Here is a 23,809-nt window from a genome sequence, read left to right as displayed (position 1 = left end):
ATTTCACGACAGTTTGATGACCCTTTGATGACGCTCGCTGTTTACTGTTTGGCCAGGCGAGTGTTCAAACCGAGGTAGTCGAGCAGGATGCGCCCGCTTTCGGCGAGGTAGGCATCATCTTCCGGTTTGGTTTTTTCATCTTCCACCGGCAGGGCGTCTTCGTCTTCTTCCTTGAGCTTGTTCAGCAGCGCTTCACCTTTGGCTTTGCGGCGGCTGTTCTCGATGGCCAACTGCTGGCCTTCGATATCCGTCTGCTGGGCGCGGCGCTTGGTTTCATTGAGGCTGACGGTGGTTTCTTCCATCAGCTTCTGCGCCAGTTGCAGGCGTTCACGGGCGAAGGTGAAGTCCGGGTTCTGCGCGGTACGGTTTTCAAAACGGCTCTGCAGCTCGACGAGGAACGGTTTGATCGGATCCAGTTCCGGCTTGATCGCCGGCTTGATGCTGTCCCACGGCAGGGCCTCGGGCAGGGCGCTCTCGCCGATTTCCTTGGTATCCATGATGTCTGGATACTGGATATCGGGAATCACGCCCTGGTGCTGGGTGCTCTGCCCGGAGACGCGGTAGAACTTGGCCAGGGTCAGCTTCAGCTCGCCATGGTTGAGCGGCTGGATGGTCTGCACGGTGCCTTTGCCGAAGGTCTGGCCACCGAGAATCAGCGCGCGGTGATAGTCCTGCATGGCACCGGCGAAAATTTCCGAAGCCGAAGCGGATAGACGGTTGACCAATACGGCCAGCGGGCCTTTGTAGTAAATGCCGCTGTTTTCGTCGGCCAGTACATCGACGCGACCATCGCTGTTGCGTACCAGCACCGTTGGGCCCTGGTCGATAAACAGGCCGGTGAGTTCTGTGGCTTCCTGCAGCGAGCCGCCGCCGTTGTTGCGCAGGTCGATGACCACGCCGTCGACTTTTTCCTTCTCCAGTTCGGTCAACAGGCGTTTGACGTCACGGGTGGTGCTTTTGTAGTTCGGATCGCCGGCACGGAAGGCCTTGAAGTCCAGGTAGAAGGCCGGAATCTCGATCACCCCAAGCTTGTAGTCACGGTTGTCGTGCTTGAGGTTGAGGATGGATTTCTTCGCTGCTTGCTCTTCCAGCTTGACCGCTTCGCGGGTGATGGCAACCACCTTGCTGGTTTGATCGTTCGGTGCATTGCTCGCTGGAATCACTTCCAGGCGAACTTGCGAGCCTTTCGGGCCGCGAATCAGTTTGACCACTTCATCCAGGCGCCAGCCGATCACGTCGACCATTTCCTTGCTGCCCTGGGCCACGCCGATGATCTTGTCGGCAGGGGAGATCTGCTTGCTCTTTTCCGCCGGGCCAGCTGGCACCAGGCGTACGACCTTGACGTGTTCGTTGTCGCTTTGCAGCACGGCACCAATACCTTCGAGCGACAGGCTCATATTGATGTCGAAGTTTTCTGCGTTGTCTGGCGACAGGTAGGTGGTGTGCGGGTCGTAGGACATGGCAAAGGCGTTGATATAAGCCTGGAACACGTCTTCGCCGCGGGTTTGCTTGAGCCGTGCAAGCTGGTTCTTGTAGCGCTTGGTCAGCAGCTCCTGAATCGCCTTAGGCTCTTTGCCGGCGATTTTCAGGCGCAGCACTTCATCTTTAACGCGCTTGCGCCAAAGGTCGTCGAGTTCGGCGATATCTTTGACCCAAGGAGCGTTTTCACGGTCGATCAGCAGGCTTTCATCACTGTCGAGATCAATCTTGTCGACGCCCTGTTCGAGCATGTTCAGGGTGAACTGCAGGCGGCTCTGCAGGCGCTCAAGATGGCGCGTGTAGATGGCAAAGCCAGGTTGTAGATCGCCGTTTTTCAGCAGGTCGTCAAAGCGCGTGCGCCATTGATCGAACTCGGCGATATCGGAGGCAATAAAGTAGCTGCGCGACGGGTCGAGCATCTTCAGGTAGCCCTGATAGATCTTTTCTGAGCGCTCGTCATTCAGCGGTGGCTTGTTGTAGTGATGGCGCTTCAACAATTCCACGACGTTGAGGCTGGCGATGACCTGCTCGCGATCAGGCTGCAGGTATTCCCAGGAGTCGTCACTGGTGGTTTTAGCCGCGAGCGGCAGGGCGCTCAGGGCAAACGAAAAGGCGAGGGTGACGCTGAGCAGGGATCGCTTCATGCTAATTCGACGTGTGGGCAATTGATAACGCATATTAGGCCGTCTTTAAGGGCGCCAGATTCCATCGGCGCAATGCAAAAGCCCGGCGGCAGCGCCGGACTCGGTTCAAATGCACTATGGAGGCAGCGTGAAGGCATTGCAAGGCGTTGAAGGCCGTGTGGATTGGGCAGAATACCCAGCACCGGCCTGTGATGTAGGGGAAATTCGCATCCGTGTAGCGGCCGCCGGGTTGAATCGTGCCGACTTGTTGCAGCGTGCCGGCCTTTATCCGCCACCGCCTGGCGCCAGCGAGGTGCTCGGGCTGGAATGCGCCGGTATCGTCAGTGAAGTGGGCGCCGGATGTGACTGGAAAATTGGCGACCGGGTTTGCGCGCTGTTGAGCGGTGGCGGCATGGCCGAAGAGGTGGTGGTCGATGCGCGGCACGCCTTGCCGGTGCCGGAGGGTATGACGCTGGTTGAGGCGGCGGCACTGCCTGAGGTGTACGCCACGGCCTGGCTCAATTTGTTCCAGCTGGCGGGTTTGAAGCCTGGGCAGAAGGTCCTGCTGCATGCCGGCGCCAGTGGTGTTGGTTCGGCTGCCATTCAATTGTGTAAAGCCTTTGGCAGTCCGTGCTGGGTCAGCGTCGGTTCGCCGGAGCGCGTGGCCTACTGCGAAAGCCTGGGCGCTCAGGGCGGCGTGCTGCGCGGTGAAGAGCAGTTGCAGGCGTTGCGTGATTTCGCCCCGTTCGATGTGATTCTTGACCCTGTAGGCGGCAGCTACGCTGCGCTTAACCTGGATTTGCTGGCTGTGGATGGCCGCTGGGTAAACATCGGTTTGCTCGGCGGGCGCAAGGCTGAGCTGGATCTGGCGGCATTGTTGGGTAAGCGGATTGCGCTGATTGGTTCGACCCTGCGCAATCGTGATGAGCAGTTCAAGGCTGATCTGCTGCGCGATTTGCAGCAGTTTGTTTGGCCACTATTTGCCGAGGGGCGTCTCAAACCGCAACTTCAGCAGGCTTATGCGCTCAAAGATGCCGAGGCCGCCTTTGCTGCGCTGGCGAGTAATCAGGTCAACGGCAAGCTGGTTTTGGTAATAGACCCTGCATTCGTATGAGTCCGGCGGTCGATTGGCTTAATCAATCGGAATCATGGCGGCAATCAATAAGCTTTTTTTGCATAAGGCGTTAAAATGCGCCCTGTAAATTTCTAACCCTCAAAAGGAACCAGAGATGAATCTCATCAACACCCAAGTTCAACCGTTCAAAGCCAACGCTTTCCACAACGGCAAGTTCATTGAAGTGACCGAGCAGTCCCTGAAAGGCCAGTGGTCGGTACTGATCTTCATGCCAGCTGCCTTCACCTTCAACTGCCCGACTGAAATCGAAGACGCTGCCAACAACTACGCTGCGTTCCGCGATGCCGGCACCGAAGTTTACATCGTCACCACCGACACCCATTTCTCCCACAAAGTCTGGCACGAAACCTCGCCTGCTGTAGGCAAGGCTCAGTTCCCGCTGGTTGGTGATCCAACCCACGCTCTGACTCGCGCTTTCGGTGTGCACATCGAAGAAGAAGGTCTGGCTCTGCGCGGCACCTTCCTGATCAACCCGGAAGGCGTGATCAAGACCGTTGAAATCCACTCCAACGAAATCGCTCGTGACGTATCGGAAACCCTGCGCAAGCTGAAAGCTGCTCAGTACACCGCTGCTCACCCAGGCGAAGTGTGCCCAGCCAAGTGGAAAGAAGGCGAGAAGACTCTGGCTCCGTCGCTGGACCTGGTTGGCAAGATCTAAATCTGCCAACACCTTCTCTGGGCTTAGGCTCGGGGAGGGGAGTTCTTAGCGCTGTCAGGGTCGCAACCCGACCCTAGTGGTGCCCGATGCCCGGGCGCGATCCGCCCGGGCATTTTATTGCCCAGAATTTTTGTCATTGAGGACTATCCGCCATGTTGGACGCTAACCTGCAAACCCAGTTGAAGGCCTACCTGGAAAAGGTCACCCTGCCGTTCGAGATCGTCGCGTCCCTCGATGACAGTGCGAAATCTCAGGAGCTGCTTGAACTGCTCCAGAGCATCGTCGGCCTGACCGACAAGATCACCCTGAAGACCGATGGCAGCGACGCCCGTCGCCCGTCGTTCTCGCTCAACCGCCCTGGTGCGGACATCGGCCTGACCTTCGCGGGCATCCCCATGGGCCACGAGTTCACCTCGTTGGTACTGGCGCTGCTGCAGGTGGGTGGTCACCCGTCCAAGCTGGATGCCGAAACCATCGCGCAGATCCAGGCTGTTGAAGGAAAATTCGAGTTCGAGACCTACTTCTCGCTGTCCTGCCAGAACTGCCCGGACGTGGTCCAGGCGCTGAATCTGATGGCCGTGCTCAACCCGAATATCCGCAACGTCTCCATCGATGGCGCGCTGTTTCAGGAAGAGGTCGAGCGCCGCCAGATCATGGCCGTGCCGAGCATCTACCTGAACGGCGAGGTATTCGCCTCCGGCCGTATGGAAGTGAAGGAAATTCTCGCCAAGATCGACACCGGCACAGCCAACCGCGACGCCGAGAAGATGAGCGCCAAACAGGCGTTCGACGTGCTGGTGGTGGGCGGTGGCCCAGCCGGCGCTGCAGCGGCCATTTACGCTGCGCGCAAAGGTATCCGTACTGCGATTGCTGCCGAGCGTTTCGGCGGTCAGGTGCTGGACACCATGGCCATCGAGAACTTTATCTCGGTAAAGGAAACCGAAGGGCCGAAGCTGGTACGCGCTCTGGAAGAGCACGTGCGTGAGTACGAAGTCGACATCATGAACCTGCAGCGTGCCAGCGCACTGGTGCCGGCGAGCAGCGCAGGCGGCCTGCATGAGGTGAAGTTCGAGAACGGTTCGAGCCTCAAGGCGAAGACCGTAATCCTCTCCACCGGTGCGCGCTGGCGCGAGATGGGTGTGCCGGGCGAGCAGGAATACAAGGCCAAGGGTGTGTGCTTCTGCCCGCACTGCGACGGTCCGCTGTTCAAGGGTAAGCGTGTCGCGGTGATCGGCGGCGGTAACTCCGGCGTCGAGGCAGCGATTGATCTCGCCGGCATCGTCGCCCACGTAACCCTACTGGAGTTCGCCGACACCCTGCGTGCCGACGCTGTGCTGCAGAAGAAGCTCTACAGCCTGCCGAACGTCACCGTGATCAAGAGCGCGCAAACCACCGAAGTCAAAGGCGATGGTCAGAAGGTCAATGCGCTAGTTTACAAGGACCGCACCAGCGAAGAGCTGCACAGCGTCGAGCTGGAAGGCATCTTCGTGCAGATCGGCCTGTTGCCCAACAGCGACTGGCTGAAGGGCAGCGTGGAGCTCAATCGTTTCGGCGAGATCATCGTCGACGCCAAGGGCGCCACCAATATCGCTGGCGTGTTTGCCGCCGGTGACGTCACCACCGTGCCGTACAAGCAGATCGTGATTGCCGTGGGCGAGGGCGCCAAGGCCTCCCTGAGCGCCTTCGATCATCTGATACGCAGCTAAAGCTAGACGCGCTACGTCGCACAAAAGCGGACAACCTTCACCGGTTGTCCGCTTTTTTTTGCGCTGCGATCAGGAGCTTAACCATGGTTTCCTGCGGCGTTGACGCCCGGAATGTCTGCGCAATAGCTGTCGATAGCTTTTATTATGTTCGACATATAATATTTATATTATGTATGTAATATGAATTGGCGCACTATACCTCCAGACAGCCTAACTACCCACGCACACCCAGGAGACGCACCATGAGCACGCATAACGAGAAAGGCACTGCATTGATCACCGGCGCCTCGTCAGGCATTGGCGCCACCTACGCCGAGCGCCTGGCGCAGCGCGGTTACAACCTGCTGTTGGTTGCCCGCGATCTGCAGCGCCTGCAGGCACTGTCTGTGCGTTTGACCGAGCAATACGGGGTAAAGATCGAAGTGCTGAAGGCCGACCTCACCGACAAGGCTGATCTGCACGCCGTTACCCAGCGCCTGCGTACCGACAAGGCCATCAGCTTGCTGGTCAACAACGCCGGTATGGCCATGAACGGTCAACTGGTCGAGGCCGACCTCGACACCGTAGATCGGATGATTCTGCTCAACGTGGTTTCGCTGACTCACCTGTCCACCGCAGCCGCTGCTAATTTCACCGCCGCCGGACGTGGGGCAATCATCAATATCGCCTCGGTGGTGGCCCTGGCTCCGGAAATGTTCAATGCCGTGTACAGCGCCACCAAGGCCTATGTGCTGAGCCTGACCCAGACCCTTAACGGTGAAGTGAAGGCCCAGGGCCTGCAGGTGCAGGCCGTATTGCCCGGTATTACCCGCACCGAGATCTGGGAGCGTAGCGGCATGGATGACTCGGCATTGCCGGCGAGCATGATCATGGAGGTCGGTGAAATGGTTGATGCGGCGCTGGCCGGTTTCGATCAGGGCGAGCTAATCACCATTCCATCGCTGCCGGATGCCGCTGACTGGCAGGCCTTTACCGATGCCCGCGGCAAGCTGGCGCCGAACCTGTCGCACAGCAGTGCGGCTGCTCGTTACAAGTAAATCGCTGGCCGTAACAAGAAAAGCCCTGGCTGGAGACAGTCAGGGCTTTTCTTGTGTAGCACTGATTTTCTGCAATCAGGTGCTTTGCGCCGCGTCGCCGGTGTTCTGTTCGATCAGCAGGCGGCGGGTGGTTTTCAGCAGTCGGTCAGACAGTTCCGGGTCGCTTACGCTGCGTGACAGCAGCAGGGCACCGACCATGGCGCTGAGGATCAGCACGCTTTGCTCATCGGCATGCTCAACGCCAAGGCTGGCTTCGATGGTTTGCAGGCGGTCGCGGATCAGCTCATCGGTCACCGGGCTGGGTGCGCCGCGCTGGCCCAGCTCGGCGGACATGGTCGGCAGTGGGCAGCCATCGCCCGGATCGGCGCGATGGGCGGACGACAGGTAACCGCTGATCAGGCGGGTCAGCGGTTTATCACTGTTGGCCATCTCATTGGTGACCGCCGTCAGCTTGTCAGCGCTGTGGCGCAGGGCGGTTTCCACCAGCTCATCTTTCGATTTGAAGTGGGCGTAGAAACCGCCATGGGTCAGGCCCAAGGCCTTCATCAGCGGCTGCAGGCCGGTGGCGCCAACGCCGTCGCGGCGGAACAGGCGCGCGGCCTCTTCGATGATGCGCTGATGGGTCTGGGCTTTGTGGTCTTCGGAATATCGCATGGAGTACCTGGCCGCTGGTTTCAGATGTTGCCTGCCATCTTACTCGCTTCGCCCCGGTGTTTCAGTGCCGGGTGTAGGCGATATCCCAGGCATGCTGAGAATCAGGCAGGTGGTTGAGCCGACGGCGTACAGACGGTCGTCAACATCGTAAATGCGCCCTTCGGCCAGCGCGGTGGTGCGGCCGATGTGCACGATGCGACCTTCGGCGCGGATCGGCCCGACCTTGGTGCTGAGGGCGCGAATGTAGCTGATGCGCAGATCGGTGGTGGTGTAACCCTGGCCGCGCTGCAATTGGGTGTGGATGGCGCAGCCCATGCAGGAGTCGAGCAGGGTGGCTGCATAGCCGCCGTGCACGCTGCCCAGCGGGTTGTAGTGGCGTGCGTCCGGCGTGCCTTGGAAGACGAAGCGCCCGGATGACCACTCCAGCGGGACAAAATCCAGCAGATAGCCGATGGGCGGCGAGGGCAGTTCACCGCGGCCGATGCCGTCAAAGAATTCCTGCGGCAACAGTTCGCTGACCTGCGCCAGGCTCATGCTGCCGGGTGCACCGAGGTTGGTGCGAATGGCCTGTTCGGCGGCGAGCCATTCGGCCAGTTTTTCTTCGCGTGATGGGATGCTCATGGGGCGGGCCTCTGTTTGTGGCGGCTGTAAAATTACAAGCGTAATTTAATTGTTTGTATTATGGTTGAAATATTAAAGTTTGGCGAACCACGCCAGCCCGTGATCACAGGACCCACGCCCATGCATCCCTATCCCTTGCCGTCGCGCAGCCTGCTGCTGATTCTGGTGGCCCTGACTGCCCTTGGAGAAATTTCCACTCAGCTGATCATCCCCAGTCTGGGCGTTATCGAACTAATCATGACGGCCCGCCCCGGCAGCAGCCTGCTGGCTTTATCGGCTTTCGTCGCCGCCTTTGGCCTGGGCCAGTTGTTGCTCGGCCCGCTGTCGGATCGTATCGGCCGGCGTCCGGTGCTGATCGCCGGGTTGCTGGTCTATCTGCTCGCCACCTTGTGGATGCTGCTGGCCAGCAGCATGGGTGAACTTATTGCCGCCCGCGTGCTGCAGGGGCTTGGGGCTTGCGCGGCATTGGTGCTGGCGCGGGCCATCGTCCGCGATGTGTGGCAGGCGCAGGCTGGGCCGGCATTGGCGCTGACGGTGATTGGCATGCTCTGCGCGATCGTCCTGTCGCCGATGCTGGGCGGCGTGCTGACGCTGTATGGCGGCTGGCGCGCGCCGATTGCCCTGGCACTACTGATCGGCGTAGGCATCGTTTGTGCGGTGTTGGGCCTGTACCGGGAAAGTAATCGGCAGCTCGACCCGCAGGCCGGGCAGCTCAGCCGCTTGGCCGGCAACTATGCCGATCTGCTGCGCGCCGCCTCGTTTCGCGCGCTGGCCCTGACGCTGGCCTGCACCTATGGCGCGATGTTTGCGGTAGTTGCCGGCTCTTCGGCTGTGTATATCGGCCTGCTCGGGCTGAGCCCGGCGCAATACGGCATCACCTTTGCGGCAATTGTTTCGGCGCTGATCGCCGGCGCGCTGTTTACCCAGCGGCGCATTTTGCAGCTGGGCCCGGAGAAGATAGTCGGCATAGGTGCGGCGCTGGTGGCGAGCGGAGCGCTGGCCACCTTGGCGATTTATCTGCTGTTTGGTTTGTCGTTGCTCGGCCTGTCATTACCCCAGGTGTTGGTCACCTTGGGGGGGGGCATGTTGCTGCCGGCATCGGTGGCTGGGGCGGTGATCCCCAATGCCCACCGCGCTGGTCTGGCCGCAGGTTTTATGGGCTTTGCGCAAATGGCCGGTGCCACCTGCAGCGGCGTCCTGCTTAGCCTGCTGGCGGATGGCTCGGCGTGGCCTATGGTGTTGCTGAACAGTTTATTTGCCGTCGCGGCGTTCTGCGCCTTCCACCTGCTGCGCCCACGGCCGGCAGCGAACGCGGCCCTGGTTCGCTAAATTTCTGCAGCCTAGGAGTAACTCAATGAGCAACTATGACGTGCTGATCATCGGTGGCGGCCCCGGCGGCTACAACGCCGCCATCCGTGCCGGGCAACTGGGCCTGAAAGTCGCCTGCATCGAGGGGCGCGAGACATTGGGTGGCACCTGCCTGAATGTCGGCTGCATGCCGTCGAAGGCGTTGCTGCATGCCTCGGAGTTGTACGAAGCGGCGACCAGCGGCGAGCTCAACAACCTCGGTATCGAGGTCACTCCGACGCTCAATCTGGCGCAGATGATGAAGCAGAAGGATGAGAGCGTAACGGCGCTGACCAAGGGCATCGAGTTTCTGTTTCGCAAGAACAAGGTCGAGTGGATCAAGGGCTGGGGCCGTTTGAACGGGCCGGGCAAGGTCACGGTGACCCTCGCCGATGGCAGTGTGCGCGAGTTGCAGGCCAAGGACATCGTGATAGCCACCGGCTCGGAACCGACGCCGCTGCCAGGGGTGAATATTGATAACCAGCGCATCCTCGACTCCACCGGCGCTCTGGCCCTGCCCAAGGTGCCCAAGCATCTGGTGGTGATCGGCGCTGGGGTGATCGGCTTGGAACTGGGTTCGGTGTGGCGGCGTTTGGGCAGCGAAGTGACGGTGGTGGAGTACCTCGATCGCATCTGCCCGGGCCTGGATAACGAAACCGCGAAAACCCTGCAGCGCACCCTGAGCAAGCAGGGCATGAATTTCAAATTGGCAACCAAGGTCAGCGCCGCCAAGGCCACGGCAAAAGGCGTGACCCTTGACCTGCAGCCAGCTGCTGGCGGTGCTGTCGAGCAACTACAGGCTGATTATGTGCTGGTCGCCATTGGCCGTCGCCCCTATACCGCCGGCCTGGGTCTGGAGACCGTCGGCCTGGCCACCGACAAGCGCGGCATGCTGGAAAACCAGCAGCACCGCAGCAGCGTGCCGGGTATCTGGATTATCGGCGACGTCACCTCCGGACCGATGCTTGCGCACAAGGCCGAAGATGAAGCCATCGCCTGTATCGAGCGCATCGCCGGGCATGCCGCCGAGGTCAATTACGAGGCGATTCCCGGGGTGATCTACACCAAGCCGGAAGTTGCCACCGTGGGCAAGACCGAGGAGCAGTTGAAGGCCGAGGGGCGGGCCTACAAGGTCGGCAAGTTTCCCTTCACCGCCAACAGCCGGGCGAAGATCAACCATGAGGCCGAAGGCTTCGTCAAAGTGCTAGCCGATGAGCGCACCGACCAGATTCTCGGCGTGCATATCATCGGCCCCAGCGCCGGCGAACTGATCGGCGAGTACTGCGTGGCGTTGGAGTTCAGCGCTTCGGCTGAGGACATTGCGCTGATCTGCCATCCGCACCCAACCCGCTCGGAAGCGCTACGCCAGGCAGCGATGAATGTACATGGCTGGGCCATGCAGGCTTAAGCGCCAAAGCGCTGCAACTGCATTTCTTGTAGCCGGCTTAGGGTGCGGCGAAAGGCGAAGCTCAGGTAGCCCTCGGTATAGAGTTCGGCCAGCGGCACCTGGGCTTCGAGATACAGCGGCACCTTGCGGTCGTAGCATTCATCCACCAGGGCGATAAAGCGCCGCACGCTGTCATCCTTGACCGACAGGGCCGGCAACTGGCGATCGCCGGCCTGCACCCGCTCGACGCCATCTTCGGTGCCACGGGCGATCTTCGCCGCGCGTTGCGGGCTGCTCAGGTTTGGCACTTCGCTAAGCAGAATGGCCTGGAAGCGGTCGCACAGGGCGATAAAGTCTGGCGCGGCCAAGGGCTGCTCGCACAGATCGGCAAAGCGGCACCAGAGCACGCCGTCGCAGTGGCGCAGAGTCTGTACGCTGCGGTTGCCGAGCGTGAGCGGTTGGTCGCTGCTGGGCCTACCTGCGGCCAACTGACTGAAGGTCCGGCTTAGCACACTGGGCAACCCAGGCGTGGCGACCCAGTAACGGGGATGGGCGATGCCTGGGTGCAGGCGATGGTCTTCCTCACCGTTGATGCTCACCACCTGCATATGCCGCTGCAGGGCGGCCACCGCAGGCAGAAAGCGCTCGCGGTTAAAGCCTTCGGCATACAGCAGTTCGGGCGGCTGGTTGGACGTGGCGACCAGTATCACGCCCTGCTCGAACATCACCTGGAACAGCCGGCCGAGAATAATCGCATCGCCGATATCGCTGACAAACAGCTCATCGAAGCACAGCACGCGCACCTCGCGGCTCAGCTCCACGGCCAGCGCCTGCAATGGGTCAGGCGTGCCGGTGAGCTGAAACAGGCGCATATGCACCCAGCGCATAAAGTGATGGAAGTGTTGACGCCGTGCTGGGACCTCCAGTCCCTTGTAAAAGCTGTCCATCAGCCAGGTCTTGCCACGGCCAACCGGCCCCCACAGATACACCCCGTTGATGGCATGCGCCGTTGTGGCCTGGTGCAAGGCCTGATGACAATCATGCAGGGCTTGGGCGGCCTGCCACTGCGCCGGGTCGGATTTAAAACCGTCGCGATCGATGGCCTGCTGGTAGGCGGTGAGCGGGGAACTGCAGTCCATCAGCGCGCCTCGATAGGCTTGTGCATACAGACCGCACTGGCGGGGCAGAGGCTGGAGAACTCGGCTGTCTGGCGAATCGCCTCAGGCACGCTGGCTCGCTCGACGCAGCTGTAACCACGGCGGCTGAAGAAGGCTTCGGCGCTATTGGTCAGTAGGTAAAGCTCACGTACACCCAGTTGCTGTGCATAGGCCTCGACCTCGGCGACCAGCGCGCCGCCATACCCTTTGCCGCGCACCGCTGGGCTGACCACCAGTGAACGCAGCAGCGCCACGTCGTCATAAGGCTGTAAGCCAATCAACGCCTCGGGGGCGTGCGCCGGGCCGGCAGCGATAAAGTGCGCGAAGTGTTCAGCTGCAAGATCGGCGGTTGGCAGCCCGGCAGCGGCCAGCAACGCCTTGGCGGCCTCAGCCGGCGGGTGGCGGTAAAAAATCATGGGCGTCCATCTGGGCGAGACAATCGGATCAGTACAGCGCTGGCACTTTACCCGAGCGCATAGCAAAAGACCCACAGGTGTGGGTCTTTTGCATTCAACCGAGCGCTATCAGCGCCAGCTCAGAATTGGCCAGCCGGCATGCTGCGCGTGCGCAAGCAGAGTAGGGTCGGGGTTGACCACATAGGGCTTGTCGACCACCTGCAGCAGCGGCAGGTCGTTGCGTGAGTCGGAGTAGAAGTAGGCGCCGTCGAGGACTTCGCCGTGCTCTTGCAGCCAATCACGCAGGCGCGTGACCTTGCCTTCGCGGTAGGTCATTACGCCCTGAGTACGGCCGCTGTAATGGCCGTGTTGGACTTCCAGATCGATGGCCAGCACTTCTTCGATCTTCAAGCGCGCGGCGACAGCGCTGACCAGAAAATGCGCCGAGGCGGAAATCACCAGCACCCGGTCACCGGCGGCGCGGTGATTGGCCAGGCAGCGGGTGGCGTCGCTGTAGAAAATCGGCTCGATCACGTCTTCGACAAACGGTTCGACCACGTGGGCGACTTCTTCCGGCGTGCGGCCCACCAGCGGCGACAGGGTGAAGGCCATATAGTCTTCCATGGCCAGGCTGCCAGCGGCGTATTGGCGCATCAGCTCCTGCTCATGGGCGATAAAACTGTCGGCGTCGGCCCAGCCGAGTTTGACCATTTCCTGGGTCCACAGGCTAGCGCAGTCGCCGCCGATCAGGGTTTCGTCCAGGTCGAAAATTGCCAGGGCCATCAGGCCACCTCACAGATTGCGTTGTCTTCAATATTCAGGTTGATCTGCTGGCCGCGGGCATGCAGGTCCGCCGGGGAGCGGTTGAGCACGTCCACCAGCAGTTCGACGCCGCGCGCCTCGACGCGGTAACGGATCACGTTGCCGAGCAAACGGTGGCTGCAAATCTGCCCCTGAATGCTGCCGTGCGCGCCAATCTGGATGGCTTCCGGACGAATCGCCACGCGGCTGCTGATCGGGCGTAGCAGCAGGCGGCTGGCGGCATCGGCGTCGAGCAGGTTGTAGTTGCCGATAAAGCCGGCGGCAAAGGCATCGGCGGGGGCGGTGTAGAGGGTTTCCGCGTCGCCACTCTGGACGATCTTGCCGGCGTTCATCAGGAAGATACGGTCGCTCATGACCAGGGCTTCTTCCTGATCATGGGTGACGAAGATGGTGGTCAGGCCCAGCTCCTGCTGGATGCTGCGGATCTGCTCGCGCAGGTGCTTGCGAATCCGCGCGTCCAGCGCTGACAGCGGCTCATCGAGCAGCAGCAGGCGTGGGCGGGTGACCAGTGAACGAGCCAGGGCCACACGCTGGCATTGGCCGCCGGACAGCTGATGCGGGTAACGGCCGGCGAAGTCGTTGAGTTCGACCAGCTCCAGCACTTCTTTGACCCGCTGTTCGGCTTCGCTGCCCTTGACCTTCTGCATGCGCAGGCCGAAGGCGACGTTCTGCGCCACGCTCATGTTGGGGAACAGCGCGTAGCTCTGGAACACCATGCCGATACCGCGCTTTTGCGGGGCGACGGGTACCAGGTCCTGGCCGTCGAGCAGAATCTGCCCGCCATTCACTCCGGTCAGGCCAGCAATGCAGCGCAGTAGGGTGGATTTGCCGCAGCCGGACGGGCCGAGCAGGGTGATGAACTCGCCTTTGCCGATTTCACAATCGATCTCGCTGAAGATCGGGGTGGTGCCGTAGCTTTTATGCAGGCCGCGGATGCTCAGGTAACTCATGGTCTGTCCTTGTTCAGGCGAGTGGCTGCCCAGGTGAAGATCAGCACGAAGAAGAAGTAGGAAATCACCAGCGCGCTGTTGAAGTGGCCGCTGCTGTTTTTCATGTTGTTCAGGTACACCTGCAGGGTTTCGTAGCGCGTGCCTACCAGCAGATTGGCGAACACGAACTCACCGAACAGGAAGCTGAAGGAGAGAAACAGCGACACCATCAGACCCTTGCGCAGGTTGGGCAGGATCACCAGAAAGGCGGCCTGCCAGGTGCTGGCACCGAGCAGTTGCGCGGAGTCCATCAGGTCGCGCAGGTTGATCGCCTGCAGGTTGTTGGTGATCGCCCGGTACATAAACGGCAGGGCCACGGTGAAGTAGCAGCCGATCAGGATCCACGGCGTGCCGACCATCGCCAGCGGCCCGGAGCCATAGACTTGCAGCAGGCCCACCGAGGACACCACCGGCGGCACGGCGAACGGTAGCAGGATGAGGATGTTCATCAGGCCGTCGAGTTTGGGGAAGTGGTAATGCACCACAAACAGCAGCGGCAGGATCAACACGGTGGCCAGCAGCAGGGAGCCGAAGCACACCAGCAGTGACTGGCCAAAGGCCGCGAGGAAGCGCGGATCGCTCCACAGCGCCACGTACCACTTGAAGGTCAGGCCGGACGGCAGAATGGTCGCCGACCAGCTGGTGGACAGCGAGTAGAGCAGGGTGCCGGCCAGCGGCAACAGCAGGGTCAGGAACAGCAGCCAGACCACCACACGGTGGTACAGCGCGGCCGGTTTGGCATCAGCGTGCGACATGGTAGCTCCTCTTCAGCAGCCACTGGTGTGCGGCGGTGATCACCACCATCAGGCCCACCAGTACCATCGCCAGGGCACTGGCCATGTCCGGGTTGAGGCTGATATCGCCGGCGACCATGGCGGCGATGCGGATCGGCAGGACGTTGAAATTGCCGGTGGTCAGCGCATACACCGTGGCGTAGGCGCCGAGGGCATTGGCCAGGAGGATGACGAAGGTGCCGAGTAGCGCCGGGGTCAGTACCGGAATGCCAATATGCCGCCAGAAGTCCCAGGTGCCGGCACCGAGCAGCGCCGCGGATTCGCGCCAGTCTTCACGCAGGGCGTCGAAGGCCGGGTAGAGCAGCAGCACGCCGAGGGGAATCTGGAAGTAGGTGTAGAGCACAATCAGCCCGGTTTTCGAGTACAGGTTGAAGTCTTCGATGATCCCTGCCTGCTTGAGCAGCAGGGTCAGCGCACCGTTGAAGCCGAGGATGATGATGAAGGCGAAAGCCAGCGGCACCCCGGCGAAGTTGGTGGTCATGTTGGAGAAGGCCATGACGAAGTCGCGCAGCTTGGAGTCGACCTGGCGCAGCGAGTAGCTGCCGAGCACGGCGATGACAATGCCGAACAGGCTCGACCAGAAGGCGATCTGCAGGCTGTGCTTGATCGCTTGCAGGTAGAACTTGGAGCTGAAGATCTTCTGGTAATTGCCCAGGCCCCAGGCGTCGCCGACGCTCAGGCTGTGCACCGCTACCCACACCAGCGGGGCGATCTGGAAGGCGATAAAGAAGATCGCGAAGGGCAGCAGGCACAGCAGGGCCAGCCACTTGCCGCGGGGTTTGCTTGCCGTCACTTGAGCAGTTCCTTGCACCAGGGTTTGTCATGCGCGGCACCGAGCAGGGCACAGATGGTGCCGCATAATTCGGTTTGCCGTGGCTGCGCGTTGCCATCCAGGCTGAAGGCGCTGCCAGCAACGAACAACGGTACTTCGCGCTCTTCCGGCAGCAGGCCGTTGTGCGAGCGGTCGTTGTTCATGCCGTGATCGGCAGTGACCAGCACCTGGTAGCCAGCATCCAGCCAGCGCTGCAGGTATTCGGCCAGCAGCAGATCGGCGTGTCGTGCGCTGTTGCGGTATTGCGGCGAGTCCAGGCCAAATTTGTGGCCGGCGTCATCGATATTCATTGGGTGCACCAGCAGGAAGTTCGGCTTGTGCTGCACGCGCAGGTGCTCGGCATCGGCGAACAGGTGCGAGTCCGGGTAGTGGTCGGCGTAATAGAAATGGCCCTGCTGGATCGGCAGAGCGCTGTCGCTGGTATGGCGGTCGCGGGCCGCATCGAAGGGTGCGCGGTTATACAGCTCGCTCATCCAGTGATAGGCCGCCGCAGCGGTGGAAAGACCGGCAGCACGGGCGTAGTGGAAGATGCTGCGCTGGTTGGACAGGCGCACCACATCGTTGTGCACGATGCCGCTGTCGATCGGCGCTACGCCGGTCATGATGCATTCGTAGAGTGGGCGGGACAGCGAGGGCAGCTCGCACTCGAGCTTGTACAGCGCAGCGCGGCCAGCGCCGCAGTAGGCCTGCAGATGCCCCAGCGCATGGCGGGCCACCTCATAGTTCAGGCCATCCAGTACCACCAGGATGACGTTGTGTTTCATCGAGCGATTTCCTTGAGCAAAAACACAGCCCGGCGAGCGCCGGGCTGTGGACGAGCGTTTATTGCATTTCGATGATCACATTTTCCTGCCACAGCTGCGGCAGTGCTTTCGAGGTGGCTTCCCAGGCGGCTGGGTCTTTGATCGGCTGCACCTTGGCGTACTGCTCGTTTGGCAGCAGCTTGGCCTGCACTTCGGCCGGCAGGGTCAGGTGCTCGGCGCGGATCGGCCGGGCGTTGCCCTTGGCTAGGTTGATCTGGCCTGCGTCGCTCAAGATGTACTCACGCGCCAGCTTGGCCGCGTTGGGGTTCTTGGCGTACTTGTTGATCACTGTGGTGTAGCCTGAGATCACCGAACCGTCGGATGGGATCAGCACTTCGAAGCGGCTTGGATCGATCTGGTCGCGGTAAGACAGGCCATTGAAGTCCCAGACGATGCCGACTTCCACTTCGCCTTTTTCCAGGGTCTGGATGGTCGGGTTGGACAGGCCCAGGCGGCCCTGTTTGGCGATTTCGGCGAAGAAATCCAGGCCAGGTTGGATGTTCTTCTCGTCGCCGCCGTTGGCGATGGACGCGGCCAGCACACCGTTCACCGCCTGGGCGGCGGCGCTGACGTCACCGATGGCGACCTTGTACTTACCTTGTTTCAGGTCGGCCCAGGAGCGTGGCACGTCCTTGACCAGCTGCTTGTTGACGATAAAGGCAATAGAGCCGGTGTAGGCGAGCATCCAGTGGCCGTCAGCGTCCTTGGCCCAGGTTGGAATCTGTTCCCAGGTGCTGGGTTTGTAGGCTTGGGTAACACCCTGCTGCACTGCGATGGGGCCAAAGGCCGCGCCTACGTCGCCGATATCGGCGGTGGCGTTGTCTTTCTCAGCGGCGAATTTGGCAATTTCCTGGGCCGAGCTCATGTCGGTGTCCATATGCTTCAAGCCATACAGCTTGTTCAGGTCAACCCAGGTGTCCTTCCAGTTGGCCCAGCTGTCCGGCATGCCCACACTGTTCACCGCGCCTTCAGCGCGCGCGGCCTTTTCCAGTGCTTGCAAGTCCGTTTCAGCAGCCATGGCCGAGGTGGCCAGGGCGATGGCTGAGCCCATCAGTGAAGCCAGCAGCAGTTGTTTCATTGGAAACTCCTTTGCGATTGAAGTGCGTGCAGTGAAAAGTTCTGGTCTAGATCAGCAAGACCCAGGCCAATTTAGGCTTGTTAAATGACAGTTTTATGTATGTTGGTCATTTACCGGCTCGAGCCGGGTTGCACAAACTGGCGCACCACTAGCGTAGACCATGAACAAATTCAGTCATGTATGGCGTGCAGGCCAAGTTTTATCAGCTTTTACTGGCGCTGAAAGAAAGTTGTCATGGCGTGGTCATCAAGACTGCTTAAACTTGAAACATGGTTTTTACAGCTGCATTCACATGTTGATGCCCCGAAATGGGGCTGGACTAGTCCAATTTTGGAGGTCTTGATGCGCGATGAAGCGCCGCGGGCAGTCACAGCTATATGCCGGGCATTGGAAGAGCAGATCGAACACGGCCTGTTGCCGTCGGGAAGTCAGTTGCCGGCCGAGCGCAAGCTCAGCGAGGTATTCGATACCACGCGCATCACCCTGCGTGAGGCGCTGGGCCAGCTTGAGGCTCAGGGGCTGATCTATCGTGAGGAGCGTCGCGGCTGGTTTGTCTCGCCGCCGCGCGTGGCCTACAACCCGCTGGTGCGCAGCCATTTCCATGCGATGGTCGGCGAGCAGGGGCGGGTGCCGGCCACTGAAGTGCTGAGCGCCAAGCTGATTCCGGCCAGCGCCGAGATCTGTCAGCTACTGGCCTTGCCGGCGCTGTCCAGCGTCTACCAGATCCGCCGCGCGCGGCGCATCGACGGCCGTCTGGTGCTGTATGTCGAGCACTACCTCAATCCGAATTACTTCGCCGGCATCCTGGATTTCGATCTGACCCGTTCGCTGACCGAGTTGTACGCCAGCGAATACGGCATTCATTACGGCCGTGTGCGCTTCGATATGGTGCCCACGGCGTTGCACAGCGAAGCCGCGTCGGCATTGAAAGTGGCGGTGGGCAGCCCGGCGCTGCGTATCGTGCGGATCAACCGCGACCAGCATGGTCGGTTGATTGATTGCGATCTGGAGTTCTGGCGCCACGACGCCCTGCATGTGAGCGTCGAGGTGCCGGAGTGATTTAGCGACCTGGCGGCCACTCGTCATGGCTAGGCAGCGCTGCGGTTGAAAGCCAGGGTCGGTCGTGGCTGGTCCAGATATGCTGGGCAGGGCGTTCGCCGGGGTCCTGATCCAGCGTGGCCACGCGGATGATTACGTGGGGCTGGGCAGGTCGTTCAGCCACCAGCTGAGAACCGCAGACTGAACAGAAGTGGCGCAGCTTTCCCGGCGAAGACTCATAGCTGGAGAGCTTGTCTTCACCACGCAGCCAGTGAAAATCCTCACGCAGCACGCCAGCCGTAGTGGCGAACGGGGCTGCATGAGCTTTCTGACACGTCATGCAGTGACAGTGGCCAATAGGCTTGTCCAGGCGCGCGACGCTGTAGGCCAGCGCACCGCACAAACAGCTACCCGTCAGCATCACGGCAGCTCGGCGTTGGCGTAAAACGCCGTCAGCACTTTCACCAGATGCGCCAGGTCATGGCTGCCGGCCAGTTCGCGGATCGAGTGCATGGCGAAGGTCGGCAGGCCGATGTCCACGGTGCGTACGCCCAGCTGGCTGGCGGTGATCGGGCCGATGGTCGAGCCGCAACCCATGTCGCTGCGGGTGACGAAGCTCTGCACCGGCACTTCATTTTCCAGGCATAGATGACGGAAGAACCCGGCGGTTTCGCTGTTGGTGGCGTAGCGCTGGTTGCTGTTGATCTTGATCACTGGGCCAGCGTTGAGTTTTGGGCCGTGGTTCTGATCATGCTTGTCGGCGTAGTTGGGGTGCACGCCGTGGGCGTTGTCGGCTGAGACCAGCAGCGAGCGCTGGATGGTACGCACGAAGGCATCGCCGTCCGGCAGTACGCGGCGCAAAACCTGTTCGAGCATCGGGCCGTCGGCGCCGCAGGCCGAGCAGGAGCCGACTTCCTCGTGGTCGGTGCACACCAGCACGCAGCTTTCTTCATCCGGTGCCGCCAACAACGCCTGCAGCCCGGCGTAGCAGGACAGCAGGTTGTCCAGCCGCGCGCCGGCAATAAAGTCGCCATTCAGGCCAATCACCGCAGCACTTTGCGTGTCGTAGAAGCTCAGTTCGTAATCGAGCACCGCATCGGCGCTGAAGTCGTGTTCGCGGGCCAGTTGATCGGTGATCAGGGCGCGGAAATCGGCCGGCTCATCGCCGGATAGCTGCGCCAGGATCGGCGGCAGCTCGATCTGCTGGTTGATCGCCCAGCCCTGGTTGGCCTCACGGTTGAGGTGAATGGCCAGGTTGGGAATGATCGCAATCGGCTTCTGGAAGTCGATCAGCTGGCTTTCCACCTTGCCGTCGCGGCGATAGGTCACCCGACCGGCCAGCGACAGGTCGCGGTCGAACCAGGGCGCCAGCAATGCACCGCCGTATACCTCAACGCCGAGCTGGAAAAAGCCCTGTTGCTGCAGCTCAGGTTGCGGTTTGACCCGCAGGCACGGGCTGTCGGTGTGCGCGCCAACCAGGCGGATACCGCCTTCCAGCGGCGCGCGCTTGCCTAGCTTGAAGGCGATGATCGAGGAGTCGTTGCGCGTGACGTAATAGCGGCCGCCGGCCTCGGTGTGCCAGCTGGCGCGCTCGTCCAGGTGCTGAAAACCGGCCGCTTCAAGGCGCTGAGCCAGGCTGGCGGTGGCATGAAAAGGGGTTGGCGAGGCCTTGAGGAACTCGATCAGGCCTTGATTCAAATCTTCGCGCATAGGGCACTCCAGACGGCAATCGGCCGAGTTTAGCGGATTTGCCTAGCGCTTTGGGCTGCCGCGCTCGACAGATCAGCGCGCGATGCTGACCAGGCTGAGCAGATAACCGTCGAACTCGGTGAATTGGCCTTGCAGCTCACTGCCGGCGGGCCAGTCGGCATGCAGGTCAATCAGCAGACGCATACGCACTTTATTGTCGGCGTCGACGCTGAGCAGCTCGGCATCCTGAAAGTAGAAGTGCTGCAGCACCTGCGGGTAGAGCGCCTTGAACAGGCTTTCCTTGAGCGAGAAGGTCAGGCTGATGCGTTGCGCGCGCTGTTCGCTCGGCAAGGCTTCCAGACGGAATAATTCGGCTGGGGTGAGGATTTCCCCAGCCAGGCGTTCGGCGCGGCTGGCCGGCATGATCTGCTCGATGTCCAGGCCCAGGCCGCGCCAATCCGCGTTGTTGCCCACTACGGCGCCGGCCCAGCCGCTGCCGTGGGTGATCGAACCGACCATACCTAACGGCCACTGCGGCGCACGGTCCTCACCGCACGCCGGCGTGGCAGCTATGCCAGTCAAACGCATCAAGGCCTCACGCGCACACAGCCGCCCGGCCAGGTATTCGGCTTGGCGTTTGGCCACGCCGCGCACCGGCTCGACTGCGCAGCGGCTGAAGTCCGCTGCATCCAGCAGCTCGGGGCTAAAGCGGGTGCTGATCAGCTGCACCGCCGGCAGCGTATGCGGCAGTGGCCAGAGGTCATTCAGTGGGCTGCAGCAGGATGGCAAGTAGGCTGTATTCATCGGCCTATTCTGCCGCGCGGCGGTTTGTACGGCCAGCCGCTGCGGGCGTTTACATTTCTTTGCAAAGCGGCAACAAAGCTAAACGGAGTTGCCGAGGCTTTTTTGCCACACTGCGGCATGCGTTTCTTCGGGGACGCAGGTGAGGTTGTAGCTGGCGCAGGCGTGAGGCTTGTTCCGGCATTTCTCTGAGAATGAGTACGGGAGCCCGTTTGGGCTCCCGTTTTTTTTGGTCGGCTATCCCTGGCCGCCACCCTTCGGGCCGTCGCGCTGTCTGCCTAACGCTCCACGCCCAGCGCTATTTACCCACCAAGCTTAAACGTCTACTGCCAGGTATTGGGCTGCGGGCGGCAATGATGCTGCGGTCCAGATCGCCCTTGAGGGTTTCGAACAGGTCGCGGGTGAACACGCGGTTGCCGATGTACCACGAGTGGTCCTCGCTGCCGAGAAACTTATGCGGCTGGTCGCGGGCCTGCAGGGCTTTATCGCTGAGCAGCTGTTGATGGTAGGCGGTGCAGTCGACATCGGCTGTCGAGTCCGGCGCGTTATCCGGCAAGCCCACCCGACCTGCGCGTGGTGCTACGCCGGCGCGTTTGACGTTGGACAGCTTCAGCACGCTGTCGCCAAAGCTGAAGTAGTTGGTCAGGCGCGTGCAGTGGCGGTACAGCGAGTCGCTGCTGGCATGGCCCTGGCTCAACGATGAGGCCGAGACATCGGAGCCGATAAAGCACAGTTGGCTGATCATCCAGCTGTTGTTTTCCAGCCTTGCGTCGTCGGCGTCGTCGAAGGCTTCGCGCACCACGTAGGTGCCCATGGAGTGGGCAAGAATGTGCGTGTTCACCGCGCAATCCGGGGTCTGCTTGGCGGCCAGCAGGGCGATCAGGTCGGTAACCAGCTGCATCGCGCTGAGCTTGGCGTCGTGGCGATCTTCCAGATAGCCAACGGTCTTGTTGTCGCTGGGCCAGTCGAACGACACCACAACGCCTTTCCAGCCCAGGGCCTTGAGGTCGCTCTGCAATTGGCGATGGCGTTTAAGTACTTCAGGGGCGCTGTTGTTGTAGCCATGCACGTAGACCAGGATGTCGCCGCGCTCGGCGCCTGTGCGCTCATCCGTGCCCCAGATGGCCTCGGCCAGTAACTGCTGCACCCAGGCCTTGACCCAGTTTTCACCCATGCGTCCGTGTTTTGGGATGGGTTCGTTGGCATCCGAAGGTACCAGCAGCATATGTGAGGGGCCGGGTTCGGCATCGAACACGGCTTGTTTTACACGGCGGGCGCTGACTACAAAGTCGTTCATCGCGAGTACTCCTTGTCTGTGGCACAAGTGGCTCCTTGCGATGCGTCTACGACCCGGCTGGCGTATCTGAGCCTATGGGTTTAGCGTTTCACCAGCCTGGAACCCCGCTCATATCCGGCAGCTTGTGGGCGATGCCTTTGTGGCAGTCGATGCAGGTGGCGGCACCGCTGGCCAGGGCGGTGGAGTGCATCTGCCTTGCGCGCTGGCCCTGGCGGGTAAAGTCCATAAATTCGAAGTTGTGGCAGTTGCGGCATTCCAGCGAGTCGTTGGCTTTCAGTCGCGCCCACTCGTGTTCAGCCAGTTCGCGGCGGTGGGCGAGGAATTTGTCGCGGGTGTTGATGGTGCCGAAGATCTTGCCCCACACCTCCTTGGAAGCTTGCATCTTGCGCGCGATCTTGTCGGTCCACTGGTGCGGTACGTGGCAGTCCGGGCAGGTGGCGCGCACCCCGGAGCGGTTGCTGTAGTGGATGGTGTCTTTCAGCTCGACATACACGTTGTCGCGCATCTCGTGGCAGGAGATGCAGAAAGCTTCGGTGTTGGTGGCCTCCAGCGCGGTGTTGAAACCACCCCAGAAGATGATCCCGGCGACAAAGCCGCCGAGGGTGAGAAAGCCCAGACTGTAATGCACGCTCGGGCGACGCAGGATGCGCCAGTAGTCCTTGAGCAGGGCGAACAATGACTTCATGACGCCTCCTCAGGGTTTCGCCGGGGTATTGGCTTCGTTCTGCAACAGCGTGTCGATGGTCTCGAAGCTATTGCCCACCAGCGGCTGCACGTCGTTCTGTGAGACGTGGCATTGGTTGCAGAAGTAGCGCCGTGGCGACACCGCCGCCAGGGCCTGGCCGTCGCGGTCCATGTAATGGGTGATGCTGATCATCGGCGCCTGACTGCGTGCGCTGTTGGCGCGGCTATGGCAGGCCAGGCACTTGTTGCCGTTCTTGTCGATCTGGTAGCCGCTGATGCTGTGCGGAATGGTCGGTGGCTGCTCGGGGTAGTTGCGCTCGCGCTTGAGGTCCTTGTTTTCCTCGTTGGCGATGGGAGGTGCTGGCAGGCTCTGACTGATGGTGCCGCCTGGGCGGCGGCCATCCGGAGCCGGTGCGTCCAGTGGGTAATTGACCTCGGCGGCCACGGCAATGCCGAACGCGGCCAGGAGCAGGAGAGGCAGTAGGCGAATGTTCATCAGAGTTCTCCTCAGGCCACGCTGATCAGTTCGATCTTCACTGCACACTTCTTGTAGTCGGTCTGCTTGGAGATCGGGTCGGTGGCGTCCAGGGTGACTTTGTTGATCAGCTTGTTGGCGTCGAAGAACGGCACGAACACCAGGCCTTGTGGCGGTTTGTTGCGCCCGCGGGKTTCGATACGTGCGCGCATTTCACCGCGCCGGCTAATCACTTTGACTTCGCTGCCGCGCCGGGCGTTGAGCGCCYTGGCATCATCCGGGYGCATGTACACCCRSGTCNGACGCTG

Annotated in this window: 25 protein-coding genes; 7 read left to right on the top strand and 18 right to left on the bottom strand. The window is 61.2% G+C overall.

The annotated features are described in order from the left end of the window. Positions 1 to 41: 41 nt before the first annotated feature. The gene (locus ACQ4LH_RS17895; RefSeq protein ID WP_430698453.1) at positions 42 to 2,123 is read right to left on the bottom strand and encodes a carboxy terminal-processing peptidase; all 2,082 of its coding nucleotides are present in this window, start codon (positions 2,121 to 2,123) and stop codon (positions 42 to 44) included. 127 nt (positions 2,124 to 2,250) lie between these two features. Between ACQ4LH_RS17895 and ACQ4LH_RS17890 the strand changes: the two genes are divergently transcribed. The 4 genes from ACQ4LH_RS17890 (at position 2,251) to ACQ4LH_RS17875 (ending at position 6,638) form a co-directional block, all read left to right on the top strand. After that, the gene (locus ACQ4LH_RS17890; RefSeq protein ID WP_430698452.1) at positions 2,251 to 3,216 is read left to right on the top strand and encodes an NAD(P)H-quinone oxidoreductase; all 966 of its coding nucleotides are present in this window, start codon (positions 2,251 to 2,253) and stop codon (positions 3,214 to 3,216) included. 115 nt (positions 3,217 to 3,331) lie between these two features. Continuing rightward, the gene (ahpC, locus tag ACQ4LH_RS17885) at positions 3,332 to 3,895 is read left to right on the top strand and encodes an alkyl hydroperoxide reductase subunit C (RefSeq protein WP_090252986.1); all 564 of its coding nucleotides are present in this window, start codon (positions 3,332 to 3,334) and stop codon (positions 3,893 to 3,895) included. 152 nt (positions 3,896 to 4,047) lie between these two features. Next, positions 4,048 to 5,601: an alkyl hydroperoxide reductase subunit F gene (gene ahpF / locus ACQ4LH_RS17880; RefSeq protein ID WP_430698451.1), complete on the top strand. Its 1,554-nt coding sequence runs from the start codon at positions 4,048 to 4,050 to the stop codon at positions 5,599 to 5,601. A 242-nt stretch (positions 5,602 to 5,843) separates the two neighbouring features. Then, positions 5,844 to 6,638 (top strand): SDR family NAD(P)-dependent oxidoreductase, encoded by a 795-nt coding sequence (locus ACQ4LH_RS17875; RefSeq protein WP_430698450.1) that lies wholly within the window; start codon positions 5,844 to 5,846, stop codon positions 6,636 to 6,638. A gap of 75 nt (positions 6,639 to 6,713) precedes the next feature. Here the strand turns inward: ACQ4LH_RS17875 and ACQ4LH_RS17870 are convergent, their stop codons facing one another. Continuing rightward, complete coding sequence (locus ACQ4LH_RS17870) at positions 6,714 to 7,292, bottom strand: TetR/AcrR family transcriptional regulator (RefSeq protein ID WP_430698449.1); 579 nt, start codon at positions 7,290 to 7,292, stop codon at positions 6,714 to 6,716. A gap of 39 nt (positions 7,293 to 7,331) precedes the next feature. Continuing rightward, complete coding sequence (locus tag ACQ4LH_RS17865) at positions 7,332 to 7,913, bottom strand: PaaI family thioesterase (RefSeq protein ID WP_430698448.1); 582 nt, start codon at positions 7,911 to 7,913, stop codon at positions 7,332 to 7,334. 120 nt (positions 7,914 to 8,033) lie between these two features. On the opposite strand from ACQ4LH_RS17865, the gene ACQ4LH_RS17860 reads away from it, so the two are divergent. Together ACQ4LH_RS17860 and lpdA are read left to right on the top strand one after the other, a co-directional pair. Then, on the top strand, positions 8,034 to 9,242 hold the full coding sequence (locus ACQ4LH_RS17860; RefSeq protein ID WP_430698447.1) for an MFS transporter: 1,209 nt from the start codon (positions 8,034 to 8,036) through the stop codon (positions 9,240 to 9,242). 25 nt (positions 9,243 to 9,267) lie between these two features. Beyond that, positions 9,268 to 10,668 carry a dihydrolipoyl dehydrogenase gene (gene lpdA, locus ACQ4LH_RS17855; RefSeq protein WP_430698446.1) on the top strand — a complete coding sequence of 467 codons (1,401 nt, stop codon included), beginning with the start codon at positions 9,268 to 9,270 and terminating at the stop codon, positions 10,666 to 10,668. On the opposite strand, the gene zapE is transcribed toward lpdA, so the two are convergent. From zapE to ACQ4LH_RS17815, 8 genes are all read right to left on the bottom strand, one after another. Further along, complete coding sequence (gene zapE / locus ACQ4LH_RS17850; protein ID WP_430698445.1) at positions 10,665 to 11,786, bottom strand: cell division protein ZapE; 1,122 nt, start codon at positions 11,784 to 11,786, stop codon at positions 10,665 to 10,667. The genes lpdA and zapE overlap by 4 nt on opposite strands. Beyond that, on the bottom strand, positions 11,786 to 12,220 hold the full coding sequence (gene arsN2 / locus ACQ4LH_RS17845) for an arsenic resistance N-acetyltransferase ArsN2 (RefSeq protein WP_430698444.1): 435 nt from the start codon (positions 12,218 to 12,220) through the stop codon (positions 11,786 to 11,788). Before arsN2 ends, zapE begins: the two co-directional genes overlap by 1 nt. Before the next feature lie 108 nt (positions 12,221 to 12,328). Continuing rightward, entirely contained in the window at positions 12,329 to 12,982 is a 654-nt protein-coding gene (locus ACQ4LH_RS17840; RefSeq protein WP_430698443.1) for an HAD family hydrolase, read from the bottom strand. After that, positions 12,982 to 13,971 carry an ABC transporter ATP-binding protein gene (locus ACQ4LH_RS17835; RefSeq protein WP_430698442.1) on the bottom strand — a complete coding sequence of 330 codons (990 nt, stop codon included), beginning with the start codon at positions 13,969 to 13,971 and terminating at the stop codon, positions 12,982 to 12,984. Before ACQ4LH_RS17835 ends, ACQ4LH_RS17840 begins: the two co-directional genes overlap by 1 nt. Beyond that, positions 13,968 to 14,765, bottom strand: coding sequence for an ABC transporter permease (locus ACQ4LH_RS17830; protein WP_430698441.1), 798 nt, complete (start codon positions 14,763 to 14,765; stop codon positions 13,968 to 13,970). Before ACQ4LH_RS17830 ends, ACQ4LH_RS17835 begins: the two co-directional genes overlap by 4 nt. Further along, on the bottom strand, positions 14,752 to 15,597 hold the full coding sequence (locus tag ACQ4LH_RS17825) for an ABC transporter permease (protein WP_430698440.1): 846 nt from the start codon (positions 15,595 to 15,597) through the stop codon (positions 14,752 to 14,754). Before ACQ4LH_RS17825 ends, ACQ4LH_RS17830 begins: the two co-directional genes overlap by 14 nt. Next, complete coding sequence (locus ACQ4LH_RS17820; protein ID WP_430698439.1) at positions 15,594 to 16,400, bottom strand: alkaline phosphatase family protein; 807 nt, start codon at positions 16,398 to 16,400, stop codon at positions 15,594 to 15,596. Before ACQ4LH_RS17820 ends, ACQ4LH_RS17825 begins: the two co-directional genes overlap by 4 nt. A gap of 58 nt (positions 16,401 to 16,458) precedes the next feature. Further along, a complete protein-coding gene (locus ACQ4LH_RS17815; protein ID WP_430698438.1) occupies positions 16,459 to 17,517 on the bottom strand; it encodes an ABC transporter substrate-binding protein in 1,059 nt (352 codons plus the stop codon). 342 nt (positions 17,518 to 17,859) lie between these two features. Between ACQ4LH_RS17815 and ACQ4LH_RS17810 the strand changes: the two genes are divergently transcribed. Next, positions 17,860 to 18,576: a UTRA domain-containing protein gene (locus tag ACQ4LH_RS17810; RefSeq protein ID WP_160087426.1), complete on the top strand. Its 717-nt coding sequence runs from the start codon at positions 17,860 to 17,862 to the stop codon at positions 18,574 to 18,576. Position 18,577: 1 nt separating this feature from the next. Here the strand turns inward: ACQ4LH_RS17810 and ACQ4LH_RS17805 are convergent, their stop codons facing one another. From ACQ4LH_RS17805 to ACQ4LH_RS17775, 7 genes are all read right to left on the bottom strand, one after another. After that, positions 18,578 to 18,976 carry a GFA family protein gene (locus ACQ4LH_RS17805; RefSeq protein WP_430698437.1) on the bottom strand — a complete coding sequence of 133 codons (399 nt, stop codon included), beginning with the start codon at positions 18,974 to 18,976 and terminating at the stop codon, positions 18,578 to 18,580. Next, positions 18,976 to 20,265: a M18 family aminopeptidase gene (locus tag ACQ4LH_RS17800; protein WP_430698436.1), complete on the bottom strand. Its 1,290-nt coding sequence runs from the start codon at positions 20,263 to 20,265 to the stop codon at positions 18,976 to 18,978. Before ACQ4LH_RS17800 ends, ACQ4LH_RS17805 begins: the two co-directional genes overlap by 1 nt. A gap of 72 nt (positions 20,266 to 20,337) precedes the next feature. Further along, positions 20,338 to 21,048, bottom strand: a complete 711-nt coding sequence (locus ACQ4LH_RS17795; protein ID WP_430698435.1) for a 4'-phosphopantetheinyl transferase family protein — start codon at positions 21,046 to 21,048, stop codon at positions 20,338 to 20,340. Between the two features lie 295 nt (positions 21,049 to 21,343). Then, the gene (locus tag ACQ4LH_RS17790) at positions 21,344 to 22,342 is read right to left on the bottom strand and encodes an alpha/beta hydrolase (protein ID WP_430698434.1); all 999 of its coding nucleotides are present in this window, start codon (positions 22,340 to 22,342) and stop codon (positions 21,344 to 21,346) included. An 88-nt stretch (positions 22,343 to 22,430) separates the two neighbouring features. Then, positions 22,431 to 23,027, bottom strand: coding sequence for a cytochrome c3 family protein (locus ACQ4LH_RS17785; protein WP_430698433.1), 597 nt, complete (start codon positions 23,025 to 23,027; stop codon positions 22,431 to 22,433). Between the two features lie 9 nt (positions 23,028 to 23,036). Beyond that, positions 23,037 to 23,522: a nitrate reductase cytochrome c-type subunit gene (locus ACQ4LH_RS17780; RefSeq protein WP_430698432.1), complete on the bottom strand. Its 486-nt coding sequence runs from the start codon at positions 23,520 to 23,522 to the stop codon at positions 23,037 to 23,039. A gap of 11 nt (positions 23,523 to 23,533) precedes the next feature. Beyond that, the coding region (locus ACQ4LH_RS17775) for a molybdopterin dinucleotide binding domain-containing protein (RefSeq protein ID WP_430698431.1) at positions 23,534 to 23,809 on the bottom strand (276 nt) is incomplete at its 5' end.

The sequence above is a fragment of the Pseudomonas peli genome (assembly GCF_050563605.1).
Lineage (GTDB): Bacteria > Pseudomonadota > Gammaproteobacteria > Pseudomonadales > Pseudomonadaceae > Aquipseudomonas > Aquipseudomonas peli_A.
This window is presented reverse-complemented; position numbering and strand designations above follow the sequence as displayed.

What these genes read in the sequence shown, in the direction of transcription:
- ACQ4LH_RS17895 (WP_430698453.1), bottom strand. Translation starts at nt 2,123, where the DNA reads ATGAAGCGATCCCTGCTCAGCGTCACCCTCGCCTTTTCGTTTGCCCTG.
- ahpC (WP_090252986.1), top strand. Translation starts at nt 3,332, where the DNA reads ATGAATCTCATCAACACCCAAGTTCAACCGTTCAAAGCCAACGCTTTC.
- ahpF (WP_430698451.1), top strand. Translation starts at nt 4,048, where the DNA reads ATGTTGGACGCTAACCTGCAAACCCAGTTGAAGGCCTACCTGGAAAAG.
- ACQ4LH_RS17875 (WP_430698450.1), top strand. Translation starts at nt 5,844, where the DNA reads ATGAGCACGCATAACGAGAAAGGCACTGCATTGATCACCGGCGCCTCG.
- ACQ4LH_RS17870 (WP_430698449.1), bottom strand. Translation starts at nt 7,292, where the DNA reads ATGCGATATTCCGAAGACCACAAAGCCCAGACCCATCAGCGCATCATC.
- ACQ4LH_RS17865 (WP_430698448.1), bottom strand. Translation starts at nt 7,913, where the DNA reads ATGAGCATCCCATCACGCGAAGAAAAACTGGCCGAATGGCTCGCCGCC.
- ACQ4LH_RS17860 (WP_430698447.1), top strand. Translation starts at nt 8,034, where the DNA reads ATGCATCCCTATCCCTTGCCGTCGCGCAGCCTGCTGCTGATTCTGGTG.
- lpdA (WP_430698446.1), top strand. Translation starts at nt 9,268, where the DNA reads ATGAGCAACTATGACGTGCTGATCATCGGTGGCGGCCCCGGCGGCTAC.
- zapE (WP_430698445.1), bottom strand. Translation starts at nt 11,786, where the DNA reads ATGGACTGCAGTTCCCCGCTCACCGCCTACCAGCAGGCCATCGATCGC.
- arsN2 (WP_430698444.1), bottom strand. Translation starts at nt 12,220, where the DNA reads ATGATTTTTTACCGCCACCCGCCGGCTGAGGCCGCCAAGGCGTTGCTG.
- ACQ4LH_RS17840 (WP_430698443.1), bottom strand. Translation starts at nt 12,982, where the DNA reads ATGGCCCTGGCAATTTTCGACCTGGACGAAACCCTGATCGGCGGCGAC.
- ACQ4LH_RS17835 (WP_430698442.1), bottom strand. Translation starts at nt 13,971, where the DNA reads ATGAGTTACCTGAGCATCCGCGGCCTGCATAAAAGCTACGGCACCACC.
- ACQ4LH_RS17830 (WP_430698441.1), bottom strand. Translation starts at nt 14,765, where the DNA reads ATGTCGCACGCTGATGCCAAACCGGCCGCGCTGTACCACCGTGTGGTG.
- ACQ4LH_RS17820 (WP_430698439.1), bottom strand. Translation starts at nt 16,400, where the DNA reads ATGAAACACAACGTCATCCTGGTGGTACTGGATGGCCTGAACTATGAG.
- ACQ4LH_RS17815 (WP_430698438.1), bottom strand. Translation starts at nt 17,517, where the DNA reads ATGAAACAACTGCTGCTGGCTTCACTGATGGGCTCAGCCATCGCCCTG.
- ACQ4LH_RS17810 (WP_160087426.1), top strand. Translation starts at nt 17,860, where the DNA reads ATGCGCGATGAAGCGCCGCGGGCAGTCACAGCTATATGCCGGGCATTG.
- ACQ4LH_RS17805 (WP_430698437.1), bottom strand. Translation starts at nt 18,976, where the DNA reads ATGCTGACGGGTAGCTGTTTGTGCGGTGCGCTGGCCTACAGCGTCGCG.
- ACQ4LH_RS17800 (WP_430698436.1), bottom strand. Translation starts at nt 20,265, where the DNA reads ATGCGCGAAGATTTGAATCAAGGCCTGATCGAGTTCCTCAAGGCCTCG.
- ACQ4LH_RS17795 (WP_430698435.1), bottom strand. Translation starts at nt 21,048, where the DNA reads ATGAATACAGCCTACTTGCCATCCTGCTGCAGCCCACTGAATGACCTC.
- ACQ4LH_RS17790 (WP_430698434.1), bottom strand. Translation starts at nt 22,342, where the DNA reads ATGAACGACTTTGTAGTCAGCGCCCGCCGTGTAAAACAAGCCGTGTTC.
- ACQ4LH_RS17785 (WP_430698433.1), bottom strand. Translation starts at nt 23,027, where the DNA reads ATGAAGTCATTGTTCGCCCTGCTCAAGGACTACTGGCGCATCCTGCGT.
- ACQ4LH_RS17780 (WP_430698432.1), bottom strand. Translation starts at nt 23,522, where the DNA reads ATGAACATTCGCCTACTGCCTCTCCTGCTCCTGGCCGCGTTCGGCATT.